This is a genomic window from Clostridium sp. SHJSY1, from assembly GCF_031626875.1.
In the GTDB taxonomy this organism is placed as follows: Bacteria; Bacillota; Clostridia; order Clostridiales; family Clostridiaceae; genus Clostridium.
In genome coordinates this window covers 87,668-111,114 of the sequence record NZ_JANDMF010000001.1, presented here as the reverse complement: position 1 = coordinate 111,114, position 23,447 = coordinate 87,668, and the positions used below count along the sequence as shown (strand labels likewise).

Genomic DNA, 23,447 nt, shown 5'->3' with positions numbered 1-23,447 from the left:
TAGTAAAATGGAATATAAATTTTGTGGGAAAAGTTTAGAAGAATGCATAAAAAAAGCAGAAGAAGAGTTGTTAGTATCTAGAGAATTATTTGAAGTTCAAGTATTGGAAGAAAAAGGATTTTTGAAAAAGAAATGTTGTATAAAAGTTATTTATGAAGAAAATAAAAAAGAAACAGCGCATACTGAGGATATAAGTATTGAATCTAATATAGTTGATAATAATAAAACAAAAATACAGAATAATGATATTGTTATACAAGGAGAAGAAATTAAATTAAATATAGTAGAAAATTCTGTTGTTAAGTTAGAATTTGAATATGGAATTAAATTATTCGTTAATGAGCAAGAGATAAATTCCCCAATAGAAGTTACATTAGGGGATACCATTAGGTTTGAGACAGGTAAAATTGAAGCTAAAAGAGATTTAAAGATTAATACAAATCCAGATAACACCTTGGCTACAGTGGACATTAAATATATACCAGAAGAGAAAAAAGAAGTTCGTTTCAAGATAATAGAAGATAAAGTGCATTTATTTCAAGAAATAGTTGATGGAGAAATGCCACCATTATATAAAAAAGATGAGTTAAGAGAAGCTCTTATTGGTAAAGGAATTGTCTATGGAATAATAGATGAACAATTAGATAAGATTAGTAAAGAGACTTCGGTAAAAGATGAAATTGTAGCTAAAGGACGTCCGGTTATACATGATGAATTAGATAAGATAGATATTAAATTTGAAAATGTGAAGAGAAATGTAGAAGAAAATTCTAAGGAAAATATAGATTATAGAAATCTTTATTCCATGCCAAATGTAAAAAAAGATCAAATAATTGCAGAATTAATTGAGGGTAGTGAGGGTCAGGATGGAATAAATATATTTGGAGCTGAAATAAAAAAGAAAGTTAAAAAGCCATTAACCATTTTAGCTGGAGATGGATGCATATTGGAAGAGAATAATATAATAGCAACAATTGATGGACGTCCAAGTGTAAAAGGTGGAGTTTTTCAGGTTAACAAGATATTTGAAACCACAAGTGATGTTGATATGGCAAGTGGTAACATAACATTTGTTGGAGATGTAAAAATTTCAGGTAGTGTTAAAGAAGGAATGAAAGTTGAGGCAGGGGAAAGTGTTGAAGTTGGACAAAATGTTGAAATTGCTAAAATAATAACTAGTGGAGACGTTCATATAAAAGGTAGTGTAATAAAATCTGAGATAATTGCAGGATTTGAAGATGTAAATCTTAAAAACTCAATTAATATGTTGGGAAATTTTAAAATGGATATAGAAATTCTTGTGAATTCATTTGAGGAGTTAAAAAGGCGAAATCTTATAAATGATTCAAAATCAATTGGGGAAGTAATAAAAATTTTATTAGAAACAAAATTAAAAGATACCCAAAGAAAAGCTGTCGAAATACTGAAAAACACTACGATTGAAGGAGAAAAAGTAGATGCTATAAAAAAAATATTAAAAGAAAAGATTATAGGTTCTGGACCTTTAGGTATAAAGTATTTGAGTGAACTGTACGAATTAATAGAGTGTATAGATAAGGTATTACAACCTCTTAAAATAAAGATATCTAATCCAGTGGATGTTTATTTTAATTATTGTCAAGATAGTAAAATTAAAGCATCTGGAACGATATATGTTACTGGAAAAGGACAATATGTCTCAGCACTTTATGCAGATAGTAATATAGAATTTTTAGAAAAAGGTGCAATAGCAAGAGGTGGAGTATTGTGTGCTGGAAAAGAAATAAAAGCAAAAGTAGTGGGAAGTACGGCTGGAGTAATGACCATTTTGAAAGTAGAAAGACATGGAGTTATAACAGCTGATGTGGCATATCCGAATACTGTGTTTGCTTTTGGAGAAAGAAGGTACACATTAGAAATAGCATCAAAAGAAATAAAAGCTTATCTTGACGAAGAAGGAGAAGTAGTAGTAGATAAATTTGTACTTTAGGAGGATAAACCATGGAAGGAAACGAAATTAAAATACTTATCTTTAATTTAAATGGTGAACATTATGCTACTGATATTAGTGATGTAGAACGAATATTGGGATATATTGAACCTACAGGAATGCCAGATGCACCAAGTTTTGTTGAAGGAGTAATAAACTATGAAAATAGTATATTACCAATAATAAATTTAAGTAAAAAATTTAATTTTCAGCTACTGAAGGAACAGGCTGAAAAAGAGGTTAAGAAGATTATAGTTGTCAAGCGAGACAAAAAGAAATTTGGCGTAATAGTTGATACTGTATATGAAGTATCAAATGTAAGCAGTGATTCGTTTGAAGAGGCACCTACAATAACATCATCAAGTTCAAAAAATTATATAGAAGGGCTAATAAAGCTGGAGGATAAAATAGTAATTCTTTTGAATCTGGTTAAGATTTTATCTGAAGATGAAGAAGAATTGATTTTTTAGGGGGAACTAAATGCATGGGTGAAATAAAAGTTGGTATAGCAGATTTAAACCTAGTAATGCCACCAGGTAAGATTATGACAATAGGCCTTGGATCTTGTGTAGGAATTTCTTTATATGATAACACTTTGAAAATAGCAGGGCTTGCACATATAATGTTACCAGATAGCACTCAATTTAAGAATGTTCTTCAGCCACTAAAATTTGCAGATTTAGCTATTCCTATTTTGATAAAAAAAATGGAGGAAAAGGGTTGTAAGAAAAGAAACTTAGTAGCCAAAATTGCAGGTGGTGCATCCATGTTTAATTTTTCAGACAAAAGTATGGTTAGTGACATAGGAAAAAGAAATGCTGAGTCAGTAAAATTAGCATTAAAAAAGGAGTCCATACCAATAATAGCAGAAGATACTGGTGGCAATAAAGGTAGGACTATGATAGTGGATTCTGAGGATGGAATGGTAATGTTGAGAATTGTAGGGCAAGGTGTAGTTACGCTATAAGGGGTTGTTTAAATGGCAAATATTAAGGTAGCAGTAGTTGATGATTCAGCTTTTATGAGAAAAATATTATCAGATATTTTAAATTCTCATCATGAGATAGAAGTAATTGCTAAATTTAGAAATGGGAAAGATCTTATAGAGCAGTTTTATAGATATAATCCAGATATAATTACATTAGATGTTGAAATGCCTATATTGAATGGAGTAGATACATTAAAACAGTTAAAAAATTCAGGCATTAAATGTCCAGTTATTATGTTAAGTAGCTTAACTGGAGAAAATTCTGCAAAAACTCTAGAATGTTTAGATTTAGGTGCTGTGGATTTTATAGAAAAACCTGTTTTTAATCATATAAGCGATAATCATATTTTTAATGAACTTATGTTTAATAAGATATTAGCTATAGCTAAAAAAGGAAAAGAGAATGGTTTTGCTAAAAAATCAACAAAAGCTACTGAAACAATGTTTAGAGAAACAACAATTAAGGAAACAACATTTAATGAAACTAAGCATTTGATTAAAGCTGTGGTTATTGGAGCATCAACAGGTGGACCAAAGGCTTTACAAAAAGTGCTTGTAGAAATAAATGAAAATATTGGAGTACCGGTATTTGTTGTCCAACATATGCCAAAAGGTTTTACAAAAGCCTTTGCAGATAGATTAAATGGAATTTGCAAATTGAAGACCGTTGAAGCTGCAAATGGAATGCCGATTGAAATTAACACTATTTATATAGCTCAAGGCGGCTATCATATGACTGTTGGAAAAGATAATAAGATATGGCTTAATGAAGAACCAACTATTTGGGGAGTTAGGCCAGCAGTGGATAAACTTTTTGAATCAGCAGTAAATGTATATGGTGGAAATCTTCTTTCTGTAATATTAACAGGTATGGGAAGAGATGGTGCAAATGGGACTGCAATTATAAAAAATAGTGGTGGGATAACAATATCGGAAGATGAATCTACATGTACTATATATGGTATGCCAAAAGCTGCATATGAAACAGGAAAAGTAGATATGGTTTTACAACTACAATTAATAGCAAATAAAATTAATACTTTAGTAAAAGGGAGATAATTGGGAATATGAATTTTGATGAATTTCATAAATGGGTACATAGAGAACTTGGTATTGATCTTTCAGCTTATAAACCTGAACAGTTACATAGAAGGATAAATAGTTTGATGGGTAGAGTTGGTGTTCATTCTTTAGATGAATATACCTCCTTAATAAAAAAAGATGCAGATCAAAAACAAAGATTTTTGGATTTTATTACAATAAATGTAACGGAATTTTTTAGAAATCCAGAATTATTTCAAGAGTTAGAAAAAATTCTCACAAACGAGATTTTGCCTAAAAATAATCAACTTAAAATATGGAGTGCAGCGTGTTCAATAGGATGTGAGCCATACACATTAGGAATTATATTAGATAAAGTAAGTAAAAATAAAAGACATAATATAATAGCTACTGATATAGATAACACAATATTAGGGAAAGCTAAAGTTGGAGAATATGTTGAGTCTGAACTTAAAAATGTTACTCAAAAAGATTTAAGTGATTATTTCATTAATGAAAATGGAAAATACAAAATTAAAGATAATATTAAATCAATGGTAACATTTAAAAAGCATGATTTAATATTAGGTAATTATGAAAATGATTATGATTTAATTGTGTGTAGAAATGTTGTTATCTATTTTAATAATGATATAAAAAATCAAATTTACCAAAAATTTAGTAATTCTTTAAAAAAAGGTGGATTACTATTTGTAGGGGCTACAGAGAGTATTTATAATTATAAAGAATACGGATTTGATAAGGCTTCTACATTTATATATAGAAAACTTTAAGGAGGAATTATAATGGACACATCTCAATATATGAATATGTTTTTAGAAGAATCAATGGATAATTTGCAAACACTAAATGAATCTCTTCTAGACTTAGAACAAGAGCCAAGTAATGTTGATAAGTTAAATGAAATATTTAGGGTTGCACATACGATAAAAGGTATGGCAGCTACCATGGGATTTAGTGACATTGCAGAATTAACTCATAAAATGGAAGATGTATTATCAAAGTTTAGAGAAGGCGAACTAAAGGTAACACAACAAGTTGTAACTGTTTTATTTGATTGTTTGGATACTCTTGAAAAAATGGTTACCAATATAGAAGATGGTAGTGATGATAAGATAGATATAGAAGATATACTGAAATCTTTAAATAATATATCTGAAACGAGTGATAGTGATGATGAGGTTCAAGAAATAGAAGTTGCTGAAGAGAATGTAAGTAAGAAAGATGATTCAAGTATTATAGAATTAAATGAATATGATATATCAGTAATAAAGCAAGCTAGAGAAAAAGGTTATAAAGCAATTAAGATTAAGATTACATTAAGCGAAAATACTCTACTAAAATCAGCAAGAGCTTTTCTAATTGTTAAAGATCTTGAAGAGGTTGGAGAGATTGTTAAATCTATTCCTGAAACACAGGATATTGAGAATGAAGAGTTTGAATTAGATTTAGCATTTGTCTTAATTACTAAGAGTAGTGCAGAGGATATTAAAGCATTAGTGGAGGGAATTTCTGAAGTTAGAAATGTAATTCTTGAAACTGTGGCTTTTGAAGAAGAACAGAAACAAGAAGCTCCTGTTGAAGAGGTAAAAGTTGTAGAACCTAAAAACATAGAGCAAAAGCCAAAAGAAGAAGCTCCAGCTAAAAAAGTGCCAGCTAAAAAAGAAGGGCATAAAAAAGCGCATCAATCAGTAAGGGTGGATTTAGAAAGAATAGATAAGTTAATGAATATGGTTTCGGAGCTTGTAATATATAGAACTAGACTAGAACAAATTGTTTTAAACTATAAGTCACCTGAATTATCAGAAACATTAGAGCAAGTAGGAAGGACTACAACAGATCTTCAAGATTTAGTAATGAAGATTAGAATGCTTCCACTTGATACTGTATTTAATAGATTCCCTAGAATGATTAGAGATGTTTCAGTAGAGTTAAATAAGGAAATAAACTTTATAATTGAAGGTGCTGATACTGAACTTGATAGAACAGTAATAGATGAAATTGGAGAACCACTTATACATCTACTTAGAAATGCAGCTGATCATGGAATAGAATCTAGAGAAGAAAGAATTGCTGCGGGGAAAGATCCTGTAGGTACTGTTAGGCTTATAGCTTATCAAGAAGGTACAAAAGCACTTATAAAGGTTATTGATGATGGTGCAGGTATTAACGTAGCAAAGGTTAAAGCAAAAGCAGAAAAAGTTGGAATAAACACTGAAGGCTTAAGTGAGAGTGATATTAAAAATCTTATCTTTGCCCAAGGATTTAGTACTAATGAAGTAGTTACAGATATCTCTGGAAGAGGTGTAGGAATGGATGTTGTTAAAACTAAAATTTCTGCATTAGGTGGTACTGTTGATGTAATTAGTGAAGAAGGAAAAGGATCAACATTTGTAATTCAATTACCATTGACACTTCAAATAATACAGGCGTTACTTGTTAATGTAGGAAATGAAACTTTAGCAATTTCTCTTGGATTTATTGATAGAGTAATTGATTATAAAGAAGATAAAATAAAGAGAACTAATGGAAGAGAAGTAATAGTTTATAGAGACGATGTAATTCCTCTAGTTAGATTAAATGAAAGACTTGACATTCAAGCAGATGAAAGTGATAAAAAATTTGTTATAATAGTTAATGTAGGTGATAAAACTATTGGTTTATTAGTAGATTCATTACTAGGGCAACAAGAAATAGTAATAAAACCATTAGGAAAAACATTAAAATCTCTTAATGAATATATTGGGGCTACTATACTTGGTAATGGATTAGTTACATTAATACTTGATGTTGGGGCATTATTATAGTTATAATATAATTTAAGTAGGAGGAAGATATGGAACAAAGTCAATTTTCTAATATTCAGATGGATGCTTTAAGAGAAGTATCTAATATAGGGACTGGAAATGCAGCAACTGCTCTTTCTATGATGCTTGGTAAAAAGATAGATATGACTGTGCCATCAGTAAATATGATTGAGTTTACAAAATTATTAGAAAATGTTGGAGAACAAGAAGTAACAGGTATAGTTGTTCGAGTTCTTGGAGACATACCAGGTAGTATATTAATCGTATTTGAAAGAGATGTTGCATTAAATGTTATTGACTTGTTAACAGGAAGTGCAGAAAGTGAATTTACAGAGTTAGGAAATTCCGTTATGTGTGAACTTGGCAACATTCTTTCAGGAGCATATATGAATGCTATATCACAATTTACAGGGTTAAGTGCAATAGCATCTGTTCCAGCAGTAACATATGATATGTTAAGTGCAATACTTGCAACAACATTTGTAGAATCTGGGCAATATGATGAATATATTCTTGATATAGAAACAATATTCTTAAATGATAATAATGATAATATAGGAGCACATTTCTTCTATATTCCTGTTCCAGGTTCAATTGATAAAATATTAAAAACTATAGGCTTAAATTAATTTTGGAGGTATTAAAGATATGGCAAAGGTATTAATAGTTGATGACGCAGCGTTTATGAGAATGATGATTAAAGATATTCTTGAAAAAAATAATTTTGAAATTGTAGGAGAAGCAAGCAATGGGTTAATTGCGGTTGAGTTGTACAAAAAGGAAAAACCAGATGTAGTTACAATGGATATAACAATGCCAGATATGGATGGTATTCAAGCTGTAAAGGCAATAAAAGAATTTGATCCAAATGCAAAAGTTGTTATGTGTTCAGCTATGGGTCAACAATCTATGGTAATGGATGCAATAAAGGCAGGAGCTAAAGATTTTATAGTAAAGCCTTTCCAAGCTGATAGAGTACTTGAAGCAATTAATAAAGTGCTTGGTGCATAAGAGGAATGTGGTATAGGAGGGAGTTAAATGCAAATTGTAGTATTTAAACTAGGTGAGGAGCATTTTGCAGTTGAGACTGACAGAGTGCAAAGTATTAATGACATGATGGGAATTACATTAGTTCCTAAAGCTCCAGGTTATATAAAAGGATTGATAAACTTAAGAGGAAGTATAAAATCGTTAGTAGACATAAATTTATTGTTAGAAGTTAATTCAACAGAAGAACAGAATAGTATAATAATACTAACTGTAGAGGATGAAGAAATCGGTATTTCTGTAGATGAAGTTGAAGAAGTACTAGATATTGATGAAAAAATGATACAAAAGATGAATAGTGATCAAAGCAATTCATACATAAAAGGTATTATTAATCATGAAGATAAACTATTGACGATTATAGATATAGACAGACTTTTAAATTAAAAATAGAAAAGAGGGAAAAGAATGGCAGATGTTTTGTCCCAGAGTGAAATAGATGCATTGTTATCTGCCTTATCTACAGGAGAATTAGAGCCTGAACAAGTACCCAAGGACGAAGAAAAGCACAAGGTTAAAGTCTATGATTTTAGAAGTCCTCAAAAGTTTTCAAAAGATCATATAAGAACACTTGAGTTGATTCATGACAATTTTGCGAGAATTATTTCAAATTATCTTACAGCACAAGTAAGGGTTAATGTTAGGGTAAATATAGAAACTGTAGAGCAGATAACGTATGAAGAGTTTATACACTCTGTGCCAAATCCAACGATTATGACATTGTTTAAAATGCCACCTTTAACAGGAACGATACAATTTGAAACAAATCCGCAATTTTCTTTTCAAGTCATAGATATTCTATTGGGTGGAACTGGAGAAAGGCCGACTATAAAGAAAGAATTTTCTGATATTGATAAAAATATAATGTTACAAGTCACAACAGGACTGATTGATAACTTAAAGTTAGCATGGGAAGACATATTAGATGTTGCACCAGAAGTTGAGGGTATTGAAACTAATCCTGCTATTAATCAAACACTAGCTCCAAATGAACCTGTAGCGTTAATAACATTTTCTGTTGAGATGGGTAAACGAAGTACATTTATCAATCTATGCATACCATATTTATCTTTAGAAAAAGTATTAGATAAATTAGTAGTGCAGTATTGGTTCCAAAATGAAGATGAAGAGTTAATGGAGGAATCTAAACAGAAATTAGAAAAGGGATTAAATCCTGTAGAAATTGGTGTATCCGCTGAAATTGGAAGAACTAGCATTAGTATTGATGATTTCTTAAAATTAGGTAGTGGAGATATAATAAAGCTAGATAGTAAATACAAAGATCCTATTAAAGTATACGTTGAAGATCAGGAATATTATTATGCAAAACCTGGTGTTATAGGTAAAAATGTTGGAGTGGCTGTATTAGATATGATAGATAAGGATGTGAACGATAATGAGTAATGGATTTTTATCTCAAGATGAGATTGATTCACTACTAGGTGGTGGAAATAGTAAAGGTGGGTCAACAAAAGAAGATAAAGCTACAAATGAAGATGGATTAAGCGATATAGAAAAAGACTTGTTAGGTGAAGTGGGGAATATTTCCATGGGATCTGCTTCAACAGCTCTTAATCAAATTATTAATCAACAGGTTAATATAACAACTCCAGTTGTAACTGTTACTACATTAAATGAAATGCGGGAACATTTTGAAATACCTAATATAGTATTGGAAGTTGAATATACAACCGGAATTATAGGAAGAAATATTTTAGTTATAAGAACAGATGATGCTGCAGTAATTGCTAACTTGATGATGGGTGGAGATGGAAGACCTGAGAGTCATGAATTAACAGAACTAGAGATAAGTGCTGTACAAGAAGCAATGAATCAAATGATTGGTTCAGCAGCCACATCAATGGCTACTATGTTTGCAAGAAAGGTAGATATATCTCCACCTGTTTCAAGAATGTGGAGAGATAAGAACGAAGAATTATCGGATATAATACCAGGAGAAGAAAGCATAGTAAGAGTAAATTTTCACTTAACAATTGGAGATTTAGTTGATAGTAATATAATGCAGATATTACCAATAGCAACTGCAAAAAAAATCAGTTCAATTATGATGGGAACTGAAGAAAAAGAAGAGGCGCCAACGAGCAATGGAAGAGCTTCTGCTCAGGAACAGCCTACAAATCATGTTCCAGTGCAGCAAGTACAACCAGTACAAAGCAAGCCTATTGTTGAGAAACCTGTAGCCCCTGTAGAAGTGCATCAAGCAAGTTTTGAACCTTTAGTACAGAGTAGTGGAGCAGGATCACATCAAAATATTGACTTGATTTTAGATGTACCTCTTGATATATCAGTTGTACTTGGAAGAACAAGAAAGAGCATAAAAGATATACTAAATCTTGGAACAGGTTCTTTAATAGAGTTAGATAAATTGGCAGAAGAACCAGTTGAAATTCTTGTAAATGGCAAGCAAATTGCATATGGAGAAGTAGTTGTTGTTGATGAAAACTTTGGAGTTAGAATAACAAGTATTGTTAGTAGTTCTGAAAGAATAAAATCACTAAAATAATTGTTAAGAAATACTGCTATCTTAATTAGATTAAGATAGCAGTATTTCTTTTTATGGCACTAAATGACTCTATTAACATGAAAAAAAATAAAGAATATTTCCAAAAAAAAGCTATTTTAATATTATAAATTTTTATATTTGATATAATTATATTACTGATTGCGGATGATTTTATTAAAAGAATTTTAAAAATTGACTAAACTAAAGAGGTTTACATACGATAATAGATTATAGTCATAAAACATGGAGGAAAAAAGAATGAATATTAAGGGGATTGGATCTCATAATGTTATAAACTTATACAATAAAAATAGTAATAAAATAGTTGAAAAAGAAAAAATAGTAAAAAGTAAAGATACAATAGAAATATCTAATATTGGAAAAAGTTTGAATGAATATGCTTTTGATGATGTAAATATTGATAATACAAAAAAAATAGCAGAGATTAAAAGTAAAATAGAAAAAGGAACATATAATGTAGATGCAAAATTAACAGCTCAAAGTATTATAGATGTAATTAAGGGGAGAAGGGTTTAATGGTAAATAAATTAACTGAAATAGTGTTAATGGAAAAAAAGACATTAGAAGATTTATTGACCTTATTAGATGAACAATATAACTATATTATGAAAAAAGATGTGTTTGCATTAGAATCTATAGTGGAAAAAATTAAATTAAGTAATAAAGAAATAGCTCAACAAGAAGTTAATAGAAGACAGCTTGTTGGAAGTGAAAAAATACAAGACATTATTAACAGAACTGATGATAAAGAACTAAGTCTAGCATATAGAGAAATAAAAAAAGTGCTTGAAGCGGTTAGGCTTCAAAAAGAAACAAATGAGCTTTTAATAAAGCAGCAAATAAGCTACAATGCACAAATTCTTAATATTATAAATCCAAAGAGAGAAATAAAAACATATAACTCTTATGGTACTTTATCAAGATAGGAGGATGAATAATGTCAGGATTATTTTCTACATTTAATGTAGGTAAAAGTGGTTTATCAGTAAGCCAAAGAACAATCGATGTAACATCTCATAATATTGCCAATTCAAATACGGTTGGATATTCAAGACAAAGAGCTGATGTAGTAGCTAGCAGACCTATGGGGGGGAACTCCAGAGGGGATGTGGTTCAAGCAGGTCAGATAGGTACAGGGGCACAGGTTGAAGCTATAACAAGAGTGAGAGATACTTTTTTAGACTACCAAGTTAGAGGAGAAAAGAGTGTGCTTGGTGATGCCAGTATAAGGAGTCAGGTGCTATCTCAAGTAGAAAGCATATTTAATGAACCATCAGATACTGGAATATCAACTTTGATTGGAAAGTTTTTTGATTCATTTCAAGAATTATCAAAACAACCTCAAAATTCAAATTCTAGAACAGTAGTTGGACAACAAACACAAGCTTTAACAGATGCACTTAATCATGCATATACTCAGTTAGAAAAATTACAAGATAATTCACAGCAACAAATTAAAACATCTGTTACTGATGTTAATAGTTTGCTAAATCAAATAAATCAGCTTAATGAACAAATAATAAGTGTAAATTCAACAGGACAATCTCCAAATGACCTTATGGATAGTAGAGATAAACTTTTAGATGAATTAAGTGGTAAGTTTGGTATAACTGTTGATAAGAAGGCCTTTGATGGAGTTGATGTAAAACCATCAGAAGCAGGAAATATGGCAAATTGCAATATTATAAATGCTTCTCCTAATTCTAGTGCAGCAAGATTTTCTTATGTTACATCAATAGAGGCAGATCCAACACAACCTAATACACATGTTATTACATATTATAAACTTGGAGATACTACATCAGAAGATAATAAGCAAACTATTAAGGTTACAGGCTTAACAGATAATCAGGTTAGTGATATAAAAGCCAGTAGAACTCTATGGGGAGATATAAATGGACAAGCTACTAAATCTGATGGATTCCCAATTAAAGATGGAGAAATAATTACAGCGGCACAGCTTATGACTTTTGCTCCATCAACTGGAGAAGTATCAGGTAATATATCAGTTCAAAAAGACTTAACAAGTTATATGGATCAATTAGATAAATTAGCTATGTCAATTGCATTTTCAGTAAATGCTGTACATAGTGGAATGCCAGATGCAGTTGCAATAGGTGGAAATCCTGAAAAAGATATGGTCCCTTTCTTTGTTAATAAAGATGTAGCTAAATATGATAATGCCGGAAATATTATTAATCTTGATTCAACACTTGAGGGAGAAAGTAAAATTAGTGCTAAAAATATAACTATAAATCAAGAGATAATAAATGATGTAATGAAGATAAAAACTAAAACTCATGATAGCAATTATGGTTATACTTCAGAAAATCAGTTAGATGGAGAAGGGGATGGAGCAAGAGCTTTAGCTATTGCACAACTTAGAGATTCTTTAGTAAGAATACAAGATTTTGGAATAAATATTAAATCAAGAAGTGATTTGTTTGATTCTTCAAAGGGTAAAGCGGTATTATCAAATTTTGGAATGAAAATACAAAATGATACAAGTGGTACAAAGTTTGGATCATATTATAAAGATACAGTAGATACATTAGGTGTTCAAGTTCAAGAAGCCAATAGAGTAGTAACTAATAAGGAAATGTCAGTTAGTGAACTTGAAAATAGTAGAGATTCTATTTCGGGGGTATCTATAGATGAAGAAATGACTAATTTAATACAATTTCAACATGCATATAGTGCAAATGCAAAAGTAATATCAACAGTTAGTGAATTGCTTGATGTTATAATAAATGGGCTTATAAAGTAGAGTTTTTAAGGTAAAGGAGGTAAATTTATGAGGGTTACAAATAGAATGATGGCTAATAATTATTTAAGAGATATGAATAGAAATATGAAAAATTTAGATACTATTAATAATCAATTAGCAACAGGAAAAGAGATAAATAAAGTTTCAGATGATCCTTTCAAAGCTGCTAGAAGTATGCAATTAACTACAGATATAAATACTAATGAACAGTATAATACTAATATAAAAGATACAATAAACTGGTTAGATACAACAGATGATGCATTATATCAAGCAACCAATGTTATGCAAAGACTTAGAGAACTAATGGTTTCGTCAGGAAATGCGGCTTATGGAAGTGATGAGAGTAAAAGTATTAATGAAGAAATAAAGGAAAGAGTTTCAGAATTAACTCAAGTATTAAATACTAATTTTGATGGGAAATATATATTTGGAGGAACTAAAGTTTCATCTAAACCATTAGATGCTAAAAAAGATGCTGTTACAGGTAATTATGAGATGATGTTTGTGGATCAAGATGGAAATAAATTAGACCCAAACAGCAGTGATACATATACCCAAAATAAAATAGATAATATAAATGGTTCATTAAATGTAGAAATTTCTCAATCGGTTACTATGAAGTGTAATGTTAATGCTATGGAGATTTTAAAGTTTAAAAATGAAAATGGTGAAAGTATAGATGTTATGAAACTTTTATCAGATGTTCAAAATAATTTATCATCAGAAAATTCTGTGGATAGATCAAAAGTTACTAATGAAAATTTAGGAGTATTAGATGATGTAATAACAAATATCTTAAAAATAAGATCAGAAGTTGGAGCAAAACAAAATAGAATGGAATCAGCTCAAAGTAAAAATGAAGATGAAAATTTAAATATGACAACTATATTATCAAAAACTGAAGATATAGATTTTACAGAAAAAACAATTGAATTTAACATGGCTCAAACAACATATACAGCTGCGCTTCAGGTAAATGCGCAAGTATTACCAAAAACTATATTAGATTATCTATAAAATTAAGAGGTGAAGTAGATGGAAGTTTTATTTAAGAACGGGATTCCTGGACTTGAAGAATATAAAAATTACATTTTAGAAAAGAGTGAAGAGTTGGAACCATTTAATGTGTTACAATCTAAAGAAAATCAGGGACTTGGATTGGTTGTAATTTCTCCTTTTGAAGTTATGCAAGATTATGAGATAAAGCTTTCTGAGAATACAATTAAAAATCTTGAAATAAAAGAACCAAATGAGGTGTTATTATGCACAACAGTTACTTTAAATTCTGATTTAGACAAAGTTACTACTAATTTAAGAGCACCTATTGTTATTAATTTAAAAAATGGTTTAGGAGAGCAAATAATTGTAGATAATGATAAATATAAGATAAAGCATCCTATAAGTAAGGGGCGATAATTAATGTTAGTTGTAACACGAAAATTAGGAGAATCGATTTTAATAGGTGATGATATTGAAATATCAGTAACAAAGATAGAAGATGGTAGTGTAAAAATAGGAATTAATGCACCAAAGGAAATGGTGATACTTAGAAAAGAGTTATATAAAGAAGTTGAATCAGAAAATATAGAAGCAGCCAAAATTGATTTGAGTTTATTAAAAAAAATAAAAAAATAGGGGTGTGAAAAATGAATATGAAGGTTATAAGTCAAGGAGAGAATTTTAACCTTAATACAGAAATTCCAAAAAATATACAGTTTCCAGGCGACAAGGATGTCAGAGTGGAAACTTCTCAAGGAGAAAAAGTTAATGATTATTTGCCAGAAGATTTGAAAAAAGCTATTGATAAGCTTAATAATTTTCTAAAAGATGAGCATACTCATGTTGAATATTCAATACATGATAAATTCAAAACAGTAATGATAAAAATTGTTGATGATTCTACAAAGGAAACTATTATGGAAGTGCCACCTAAAAAAATTCTTGATTTGGTGGCGAAAATGTGTGAGCTTGCTGGCGTAATTTACGATAAAAAGGCATAGTAGCTATGTATAAGTTAGATTTAACTGAAATATACATCAGAAAAGAAATAGACAAGGCTACTAAAGATAATAGAGTAAACCAAAAGCAAAAAGTGCTTATTGATAATAGAATGAAAAGACTGGAATATAAAGAAAAATTAAATAATAGAAACACCAAAGGTAGAAAAAGAAGATATTTAACCATTACAGGAACAAAGGCAACTAATAACTTTGAAGTTGAAGCTACAATGGATGAGAAAACAGGAAGAACTTCTACAGGAATATTTATAGATAAGATAAAATAAGGAGGATTTTTATGTACGCTAATGGGTACAGTGTTTATAAAACTAATAGTGTAAATTATGCATCAAAGGAACAAATGCTTTTAATGTTGGTAGATGGTGCTGTTAACTTTGCAAAGAGAGGAAAAATTGCAATAGAGGAAAAAAATATATCAAAAGCTCATGAATGTCTAATTAAGACACAAAAAATATTTTTTGAACTTATGGCAAGTCTAGATAGAAATGCAGGAGAATGGGCAAATCAAATATTTATGGTGTATCAGTTTATTAATGAAAAATTATCAGAAGCTAATATAAAAAAAGATGTAAAGATAATTGATGAGGTATTACCTTTGATAGAGGATATAAGGGACATCTGGCATGAGGCATATAATAAGGCTAAAGTAGCTGGAAAATAAGGGGAGATAAAAATGAATATAAATAGTACAAGCTCTAGTAGTTCAAGTACTAATAGAATTACGGGGTTAGCAACTGGATTAGATGTAGATTCTATGGTAAAAAGTGGAATGCAGCCTTATCAAACAAAAGTAAATAAACAAATACAAGAAAAAGAAGTACTTGAGATAAAACAAAAACTTTATAGAGATTTAATGAGTGAAGGAAATAAAATATTTAGTAAGTATTTGGATATAAATAAAACAGATAGCTTGGTAAAGTCAGCCAATTACTCATCTGCATCATTTGATTCAAGCAATTCAGGAGTAGTAACAGCAAAAGGATTAGGTGGAGCAAAGGTAGATAATTATACTGTAAAAGTTACACAATTAGCAACAGGTGCTAATACTACTGTAAAATTAGCTGATATAAAAAGTCTTACAAATGGTACTGATAATGCTAATGCATTAAAGCTTACTTATGGAACAAAAAGCGTAGAGGTAGATATAAGTGCTGCTACAGATGATGCTTCATTAGCTAAGATAGTTAATACTGCAATAGGTAGTTTAAATATGAAAGCTACATATTCTGAGTTTACCAATGCAGTTACAATTGAAACAAATACTGCAGGAAATGATCAAACATTTACTATAGAAACTGGGATTCTATCAGGTGGGAGTTTTACACAACTTCAATCAGAGACGAAAAATAATGGTACAAATTTAGAAGCGGTTATTACTAATTCAAAAGATGAAACTATAACTTATGGAGCTGGAAACCGTACTTCAAAAACTAATTCAGTTGCTATTGATGGGGTACAATTCTCTTTCTTTTCAAAATCTAAAGAAACTACTACTGCAGGTGTAAAGGTTGTTGAGGAGACAACAATTACAGGTAAGGCTGATGTAACTGCAATAAAAGAGAAGATAGTTAATTTTGTTAATGACTATAATGCTTTTGTAGAAAAGATGAATAAATTACTTAATGATAAAAGAGACAGAAGTTATCAACCTTTGACAGCAGATCAAAAGAAAGAAATGAGCGAAACTGAAGTAAAGCTGTGGAATGAAAAAGTTGAAACAGGTCAACTGAGAAGAGATAATAATATTAGCACAATAGCTAATAAATTAAAAAATAGCATAATAGACCCAATAGAAGGAAGTGATTTACTTCTTAAAAATATAGGAATAAAATTTTCTAAAGATTATGGCGGAAATAAGGATGGAACTTTAATAATAGAAGATGATGCAGCTTTAACTGAAGCTCTTCAAAATAATCCACAAGGGGTAATGGACTTGTTTATATCATCTCCAGAGGATTCTAGTAATTTAAGTACAACAGAACAGTATAATAAATCAGGTATATTTATAAGAATGAAAGATATCATTAATAGCGAATTTATTTCATCTGGTTCATCTTTAAGTAAAAAGGCAGGATTATCAGAGGGATCAACTGTTGTAAACAATGAGTTATCAAAAAGCATTTCAAAGTATGAAACTAAAATTAAAGAGATGCAGACTGATTTAACTAGAAGAGAACAAGCACTTTATAGTAAATATGCTAAGTTAGAAACTGCCATGAATAAATATAATTCACAACAAGCATATTTAACTTCACAATTTAGTTGAGGTATGTAATGAAAGATTTTATTAGATCTTATAAGGAAATAGATTTAAAGTTAATCCAAGCTATCAAATCTGATGAAAATATAGATGAAATATTAAATGAAAGAGAAAAACTTCTTAGAAGTATAGAATATATTGATGTAAGCAAAAAAGATTTAAAAGAATTATTTCTTTCTGAAGGACTAGATAAGTTAGATAAAGAGATTGAAGAAACTTTAATAAGTGAAAAGATGAAAATTAAAGAACAGATTAATAAACTAAAAACAGTTAAAAATGCTAATAGTGGATATGCTATGGCTACAAGAAGAACAAGTTTATTTTCTAAAAAAGTTTAGAGAAAAAGATGTGTCAAAAGGCACATCTTTTTTCGTTCTTACTTTTATATGGAGAAAAGATAGGACTATGAAGAATATTTTATTTGTCTAAAAGAGGTTTATGAATACTGAAATATAAAAAAGAATTTAAAATAATTATAAAAAAACAAAAAAAGATGTAAAGTAGAAAGTGAAAAAGTCGATATATATATTGTAAGGGTTATGAAAGTAAATGAAAAAAGAAAAAAGGTCTAAAAATGTATATTAAAAATAACTCTTAAAATATAAAAAACAGTAAATTTTAAGAACTTAAAAAATTCAGTGGAAAAGGATGTCCACTTTAAAATCAAGGAGGAAATACAAATGATAATTAATCACAATATGGGTGCAATGAACGCAACAAGAATGATGGGGATGAACCAAGCAAATGCTTCGAAATCAATGGAAAAACTATCTTCAGGACTTAGAATAAATAGAGCTGGAGATGATGCAGCAGGGCTTGCAATATCAGAAAAAATGAGAGGGCAAATTAGAGGGCTTGATCAAGCTTCATCAAATGCACAAGATGCAATATCAATGATACAAACAGCAGAAGGAGGGTTAAATGAAACTCATTCAATCCTACAAAGAATGAGAGAATTAGCAGTTCAATCATCAAATGATACAAACAATGTAAATGATAGAGCAGAAATACAAAAAGAAGTAACACAATTAAAATCGGAAATAACAAGGATATCAACAGATACAGAGTTTAATACAAAGAAATTATTAAATGGTAACTTAGGTGGAGCAGTAGATCAAAATGCAGCAACATCAACAGTATTATCAAAGACAGGTGTAGCAACAGCGGAAACTTCAGGAGCAAAAGCTGGAACATACACAATAACAAGTGGTGCAGCAGGACAACTAACAATGACATTTGGAGCAAAGACACAAACAATTTCAAATGCAAATGGAGCACAAGAGCTGAACTTCTCTGATTTTGGTATCACATTAAAGACGAATGCAGGATATACAGCAGATGCTGCAGTAGGAGATGTAGTGGTAACAGCAGGATCTGCAAACTTCCACATTGGAGCGAATGAAAACCAAGAAATACAACTATCAATAGCAGATATGTCTGCAACAGGTCTAGGAGTTAATGCGGTGGATGTAAGTACACAAGCAGGAGCAAATAGTGCAATTACAACAATCCAAACAGCAATTGATTCAGTATCATCAGAAAGATCAAAACTAGGTGCATACCAAAATAGATTAGAACATACAATTAATAATCTAGGTACATCATCAGAAAACTTAACATCAGCTGAATCAAGAGTGAGAGATGTAAACATGGCTAAAGAAATGTCACAATTCTCAAAGAATAACATTCTTAACCAAGCTGCTCAAGCTATGCTTTCACAAGCTAATCAACAACCACAACAAGTTCTTCAATTATTAAGATAATTTGAAGTATAGAATAAAAATAGTAAAGGACCAGAGAAAATTCTCTGGTCCTTTACTATTTTTATTATGGATTAAACTTTTAAAGTATTATATGTCATAAAATATTTTAAATAATCAATTTTCAAGTAGTAGATATAATCTGCTATTTTTTTGTTTGAAAAAAAATATAGGATAAATTTAGTAATTAAGTAATATTTGATGGAAATAAAACGAAATTTTTAAATTAATAGGGGTAATTATTCTTAATTGTAAAAGTAATATAAAAATAGAAAAAAAGTATAAAGTAATCCAAATTGTGGTCGAATATGTAAATGTAAGGTAAAAATACTCTTTAAAGCAAATTACTTTAAAGAAAATTACTTTAAAGAAAATACAAGGATGTTTTTAAATACAAGGAGGAATAAAAAATGATAATTAATCACAATTTAGGTGCGGCTAACGCGTTAAGAAACATGAGCATTAACTCAAATAGTGCTTCAAAATCTATGCAAAAACTTTCTTCAGGTCTAAGAATTAATACAGCTGGAGACGATGCAGCAGGACTTGCAATATCAGAAAAAATGAGAGGACAAATCAGAGGCCTTGATCAAGCTTCAAGTAATGCTCAAGATGGTATCTCTTTAATGCAAACTGCTGAAGGTGCTTTAAGTGAAACAACTTCAATTCTTCAAAGAATGAGAGAACTTGCAGTTCAAGGGTCAAATGATACATTAAACACTAACGATAGAGGACAAATTCAAAAGGAAATAGATCAATTAACTTCAGAAATTGATAGAATTGGTAATACAACTGAATTTAATACTAAGAAGCTTCTTAATGGGGGAGCTAATGTAAGTGGAGATGTAGGGAAAAACTTAGAGGGTGTTTCAATAGTAGGAGGAACAGGAGATACTGTTGTTGGTTCTTCAGTAACAATTACAGATGTAACAGCTGCAAAAGCTGCAACTGCTACATCAAAGGATGCTACTATTGATGCAGATGGAAAATTAGCAAATGATTTAAGTTTTTCTGTTAACGGAACTAATTTTAGTTTTAAAAAAGGAGCAGCTACTCAAAACGTTCTTGATACTATAAATAATGCAGGACTTGGAGTAACTGCAACATCAGATGCTGCAAAAGGAAATTTAACATTAACAACAACTGCAGTAGGAAGCGCAGCATCTATTAACACTGATTTAGCTGATACAACAGCTAAAGCAGAAATAACATATGGAAAAGATGCTACTGTAAAATTTGATACAACTAATGCAACATCTCCAACACAATATTCAGCACAAGGCGATATTATAACAATAGAAGATGGAAAAGCTAAGGGATTACAATTAAAAGTTACAAAAGATATTTCAGCACAATCAACCGACAATACAGTAAATGTAAAAAGTAATGGAACACTAAATTTACAAATCGGAGCAAATGAAGGGCAAACAATCAATGTTGGTATAGCTGATATGAGATCTGCAGCTTTAGGAGTTTCTGGAATTAAAGTTACTGATTCTGCTACTGCAACAGCAGCTATAACTACAATTCAAAGTGCTATAGACACAGTTTCTACTGAAAGATCAAAATTAGGTGCTGTAACTAACAGACTAGAACATACAATAGCTAATTTAGGAACAGCTTCAGAAAACATGACTTCAGCAGAATCAAGAATTAGAGACGTTGACATGGCTAAGGAAATGGCAACATACTCAAAGAACAACATTCTTGCTCAAGCTGCACAAGCTATGCTTGCACAAGCTAACCAACAACCACAACAAGTTCTTCAATTATTAAGATAATAATTAAGGAATAAATAAAAACAGCAAGGAATGCCTTGCTGTTTTTTTTTACATAAACTTAAGAAATTCTGCAAGAACTTCAATTAACATTCTCTATTTTTAAATTTCAATTATAAAAAAGGCTAAAGTCTAAGAGAAAAATGACGATATATAAAAATGAGAGTAAAAGATGGGGTGATGATATGAGATTAAATCATAATATAAATTCTTTAACTTTATTTAATAAGTATAAAAAGAACCTAGTAAATAATGAAAAAGCAATAAATAGAATAAGTTCAGGAGTTAAAATTAATTCTGCAAAAGATAACCCTAATAAAATTGGGCAAAGTGAAAGTATGAGGATACAAATTAAAAGCCTAGAGGCAGCTCAAAAAAATTTACAGGATGGTGCTTCTATGATACAAGCTGCTGATGGAGCGTTACAAGAACTTAATAATACTTTATCAAGAATGAAGGAACTAGCTGTTAGCTCTGCTAATGGAAGTAACTCTCCAGAGGATAGAAATGCTATACAAATTGAATTGGATCAAATGAAAAAAAACATTAATGATATTGCCAATAATACTGAGTTTAATGGAATTAAACTTATTGGAAATAAGGATGTTTTTGAGAATCAATTTCCAGTATACAATGAAATTATGGCAGGGGCTCTGCCTGAGGATATTCAAAGAATTCCTGCATTTAATGTATCAACTGAAATACTTGGAGATAAAGATGGTAATAAAATAAAAGATATAGATCTTTCTAATGAAGAAGGTGCACAAAAGGCAATTGCTACAATTAATGATGTTGTTGAAACAGTTGTAGGAATTAGGGCACAATATGGTGCTATTCAAAATAAATATGAATCATCAGCAGATAGGCTTTCATCCAATACAATCACTGTAGAAAAAGCATATAGTAACCTTAAAGATGCTGATATTGGGAAAGAAATGGCGGAACTTGCGAGAACACAAATATTAAATCAAACGGGAATTGCACTTATTGCTCAAAGCAACAAATTCCCACAAGATGCATTATCAGTATTAAGAAGGGTGTAATTACTAATAACGACTTGAAATCCTTGTATTGGGAGTTTTTCGAGTCGTTATTTTTTTCAAATTAACAAAAAACTGATTAAATTCTACTTATTAATGCAGCGAATACTAAAAAATGTTTAATTAACATAATTTTTAAGTAAAATCTTGTGGCAAATTAAAAGATGATGCATTATAATAGACTTATGTGTTTATATTAAATGATGATTATGGGTTTGAGAACAAAACAGTGGGAGGTGCAATAAATATGGCTATCAATCTACTAGGAAATGCGGGAAGTACATATAATTTGATTAAGGAAGGGATACAAGCTTCCAACATAAGAGGTAAAGCTATAGCTAATAATATGGCAAATATTAATACTGCAGATTATAAAAGATTCAATGTTGTTTTTGAGGATAATCTCAAAGGTAATAATGAGATGAATGTGAGGATGAAAGCAACAGAGGAAAAACATCTATCTAATAGTAATACACAGGGTAATATTACTGTGGAGAAAGATGAAAGTACTAGTATGAGAGAAGATGGAAACAATGTTGATTTAGATGTTGAAAAAGCAGAGCAAGCTGCAAATACACTTAAATATAATGCTTTAATACAACAAGCAAACGGTAAGTTAAGTAATATTAGATATGTTATAAATGGAGGGAATTAAAGAAAATGGGTAGCTTTGATGCAATGAGAATTAGTGCCAGCGGATTATCAGCTGAAAGATTAAGAATGGATACAATAACATCAAATATGGCAAATGCGTCTACTACTAGAACTGAAGACGGGGGACCATATAGGAGAAAAGTAGCTGTTTTTCAAGAAGCATTAGATAAACAAATGAATCCAATTGGTGTAAAAGCAGTAGGAGTTGAAGAGGATAAGTCAGATTTGAGATATGAATATGATCCATCAAATCCAGATGCTAATGAAGAAGGATATGTAGCTTATCCCAATGTAAATATTCTAAATGAAATGGCAGATATGATTGCTTCAACAAGATCTTATGAAGCAAATGCTGATACACTGGATGCAAATAAAAGTATGTTTATGAAAGCATTAGAGATTGGTAGATAGGAGATAGATTTATGAGAGTAAATAGTTTTGTACCAAGTGAAGAAATATTTCAAATAAATAAAGATACAAAAACTGAAAAAAGTGGCAATAATGGAGTGGAAAGTTTCTCAAGTACCCTTCAAAAATCGTTGCAAGAGATAAATGATAAGCAGATTACAGCAGATAAAATGGGAGAGTCATTTGCCAAAGGTGATGATGTAGAAATTAGTGATGTAATGCTTTCTGGAGAAGAAGCAAAGTTATCATTACAATTTGCTGTACAAGTTAGAAATAAATTATTAGATGCGTATAAGGAAATAAATCAAATGCAGTTATAATTAAAGTAAGGAGTGCGATGG

General features: G+C 30.3%; 28 protein-coding genes. All 28 read left to right on the top strand.

Features of this window, described 5'->3' with window-relative positions; genetic code table 11:
* Window positions 1-7: 7 nt before the first annotated feature.
* On the top strand, window positions 8-1,969 hold the full coding sequence (locus NNC19_RS00525) for a flagellar assembly protein A (protein ID WP_310936626.1): 1,962 nt from the start codon (window positions 8-10) through the stop codon (window positions 1,967-1,969).
* 11 nt (window positions 1,970-1,980) lie between these two features.
* On the top strand, window positions 1,981-2,439 hold the full coding sequence (locus NNC19_RS00520) for a chemotaxis protein CheW (protein ID WP_310936625.1): 459 nt from the start codon (window positions 1,981-1,983) through the stop codon (window positions 2,437-2,439).
* A gap of 14 nt (window positions 2,440-2,453) precedes the next feature.
* Window positions 2,454-2,936, top strand: a complete 483-nt coding sequence (locus NNC19_RS00515; protein WP_310936624.1) for a chemotaxis protein CheD — start codon at window positions 2,454-2,456, stop codon at window positions 2,934-2,936.
* Between the two features lie 12 nt (window positions 2,937-2,948).
* Window positions 2,949-4,016 (top strand): chemotaxis response regulator protein-glutamate methylesterase, encoded by a 1,068-nt coding sequence (locus NNC19_RS00510; RefSeq protein WP_310936623.1) that lies wholly within the window; start codon window positions 2,949-2,951, stop codon window positions 4,014-4,016.
* Window positions 4,017-4,024: 8 nt separating this feature from the next.
* Entirely contained in the window at window positions 4,025-4,792 is a 768-nt protein-coding gene (locus NNC19_RS00505) for a protein-glutamate O-methyltransferase CheR (RefSeq protein WP_310936622.1), read from the top strand.
* A 12-nt stretch (window positions 4,793-4,804) separates the two neighbouring features.
* Window positions 4,805-6,826: a chemotaxis protein CheA gene (locus NNC19_RS00500; RefSeq protein WP_310936621.1), complete on the top strand. Its 2,022-nt coding sequence runs from the start codon at window positions 4,805-4,807 to the stop codon at window positions 6,824-6,826.
* 29 nt (window positions 6,827-6,855) lie between these two features.
* A complete protein-coding gene (locus tag NNC19_RS00495; RefSeq protein ID WP_310936620.1) occupies window positions 6,856-7,455 on the top strand; it encodes a chemotaxis protein CheC in 600 nt (199 codons plus the stop codon).
* Window positions 7,456-7,474: 19 nt separating this feature from the next.
* Window positions 7,475-7,837, top strand: coding sequence for a response regulator (locus NNC19_RS00490; protein ID WP_310936619.1), 363 nt, complete (start codon window positions 7,475-7,477; stop codon window positions 7,835-7,837).
* 27 nt (window positions 7,838-7,864) lie between these two features.
* Window positions 7,865-8,260, top strand: coding sequence for a chemotaxis protein CheW (locus NNC19_RS00485; protein WP_310936618.1), 396 nt, complete (start codon window positions 7,865-7,867; stop codon window positions 8,258-8,260).
* Window positions 8,261-8,281: 21 nt separating this feature from the next.
* The gene (fliM, locus tag NNC19_RS00480; protein WP_310936617.1) at window positions 8,282-9,277 is read left to right on the top strand and encodes a flagellar motor switch protein FliM; all 996 of its coding nucleotides are present in this window, start codon (window positions 8,282-8,284) and stop codon (window positions 9,275-9,277) included.
* Window positions 9,270-10,397: a flagellar motor switch phosphatase FliY gene (gene fliY, locus NNC19_RS00475; RefSeq protein ID WP_310936616.1), complete on the top strand. Its 1,128-nt coding sequence runs from the start codon at window positions 9,270-9,272 to the stop codon at window positions 10,395-10,397. Before fliM ends, fliY begins: the two co-directional genes overlap by 8 nt.
* Before the next feature lie 258 nt (window positions 10,398-10,655).
* The gene (locus NNC19_RS00470) at window positions 10,656-10,934 is read left to right on the top strand and encodes a flagellar biosynthesis anti-sigma factor FlgM (RefSeq protein WP_310936615.1); all 279 of its coding nucleotides are present in this window, start codon (window positions 10,656-10,658) and stop codon (window positions 10,932-10,934) included.
* A complete protein-coding gene (gene flgN, locus NNC19_RS00465; protein WP_310936614.1) occupies window positions 10,934-11,344 on the top strand; it encodes a flagellar export chaperone FlgN in 411 nt (136 codons plus the stop codon). Before NNC19_RS00470 ends, flgN begins: the two co-directional genes overlap by 1 nt.
* A gap of 11 nt (window positions 11,345-11,355) precedes the next feature.
* The gene (flgK, locus tag NNC19_RS00460) at window positions 11,356-13,185 is read left to right on the top strand and encodes a flagellar hook-associated protein FlgK (protein ID WP_310936613.1); all 1,830 of its coding nucleotides are present in this window, start codon (window positions 11,356-11,358) and stop codon (window positions 13,183-13,185) included.
* Window positions 13,186-13,212: 27 nt separating this feature from the next.
* Complete coding sequence (flgL, locus tag NNC19_RS00455; protein ID WP_310936612.1) at window positions 13,213-14,205, top strand: flagellar hook-associated protein FlgL; 993 nt, start codon at window positions 13,213-13,215, stop codon at window positions 14,203-14,205.
* 18 nt (window positions 14,206-14,223) lie between these two features.
* Window positions 14,224-14,604: a flagellar assembly protein FliW gene (gene fliW, locus NNC19_RS00450; RefSeq protein ID WP_310936611.1), complete on the top strand. Its 381-nt coding sequence runs from the start codon at window positions 14,224-14,226 to the stop codon at window positions 14,602-14,604.
* A gap of 3 nt (window positions 14,605-14,607) precedes the next feature.
* On the top strand, window positions 14,608-14,823 hold the full coding sequence (csrA, locus tag NNC19_RS00445; RefSeq protein ID WP_310936610.1) for a carbon storage regulator CsrA: 216 nt from the start codon (window positions 14,608-14,610) through the stop codon (window positions 14,821-14,823).
* A gap of 11 nt (window positions 14,824-14,834) precedes the next feature.
* Window positions 14,835-15,188, top strand: coding sequence for a flagellar protein FlaG (locus tag NNC19_RS00440; RefSeq protein ID WP_310936609.1), 354 nt, complete (start codon window positions 14,835-14,837; stop codon window positions 15,186-15,188).
* A 5-nt stretch (window positions 15,189-15,193) separates the two neighbouring features.
* Window positions 15,194-15,472: a hypothetical protein gene (locus NNC19_RS00435; RefSeq protein WP_310936608.1), complete on the top strand. Its 279-nt coding sequence runs from the start codon at window positions 15,194-15,196 to the stop codon at window positions 15,470-15,472.
* Between the two features lie 11 nt (window positions 15,473-15,483).
* Window positions 15,484-15,867: a flagellar export chaperone FliS gene (gene fliS, locus NNC19_RS00430; RefSeq protein WP_310936607.1), complete on the top strand. Its 384-nt coding sequence runs from the start codon at window positions 15,484-15,486 to the stop codon at window positions 15,865-15,867.
* A 12-nt stretch (window positions 15,868-15,879) separates the two neighbouring features.
* Window positions 15,880-17,472, top strand: a complete 1,593-nt coding sequence (fliD, locus tag NNC19_RS00425; RefSeq protein WP_310936606.1) for a flagellar filament capping protein FliD — start codon at window positions 15,880-15,882, stop codon at window positions 17,470-17,472.
* A gap of 8 nt (window positions 17,473-17,480) precedes the next feature.
* A complete protein-coding gene (locus tag NNC19_RS00420; protein ID WP_310936605.1) occupies window positions 17,481-17,804 on the top strand; it encodes a hypothetical protein in 324 nt (107 codons plus the stop codon).
* Between the two features lie 342 nt (window positions 17,805-18,146).
* Window positions 18,147-19,229, top strand: a complete 1,083-nt coding sequence (locus NNC19_RS00415) for a flagellin (protein ID WP_310936604.1) — start codon at window positions 18,147-18,149, stop codon at window positions 19,227-19,229.
* A gap of 407 nt (window positions 19,230-19,636) precedes the next feature.
* Window positions 19,637-21,007, top strand: coding sequence for a flagellin (locus NNC19_RS00410; protein WP_310936603.1), 1,371 nt, complete (start codon window positions 19,637-19,639; stop codon window positions 21,005-21,007).
* 140 nt (window positions 21,008-21,147) lie between these two features.
* Window positions 21,148-22,047 (top strand): flagellin, encoded by a 900-nt coding sequence (locus NNC19_RS00405; RefSeq protein WP_310936602.1) that lies wholly within the window; start codon window positions 21,148-21,150, stop codon window positions 22,045-22,047.
* Window positions 22,048-22,291: 244 nt separating this feature from the next.
* Window positions 22,292-22,699: a flagellar basal body rod protein FlgB gene (gene flgB, locus NNC19_RS00400; protein WP_310936601.1), complete on the top strand. Its 408-nt coding sequence runs from the start codon at window positions 22,292-22,294 to the stop codon at window positions 22,697-22,699.
* 5 nt (window positions 22,700-22,704) lie between these two features.
* Window positions 22,705-23,109 (top strand): flagellar basal body rod protein FlgC, encoded by a 405-nt coding sequence (flgC, locus tag NNC19_RS00395; RefSeq protein ID WP_310936600.1) that lies wholly within the window; start codon window positions 22,705-22,707, stop codon window positions 23,107-23,109.
* 11 nt (window positions 23,110-23,120) lie between these two features.
* Window positions 23,121-23,426, top strand: coding sequence for a flagellar hook-basal body complex protein FliE (gene fliE, locus NNC19_RS00390; protein ID WP_310936599.1), 306 nt, complete (start codon window positions 23,121-23,123; stop codon window positions 23,424-23,426).
* Window positions 23,427-23,447: the final 21 nt, after the last annotated feature.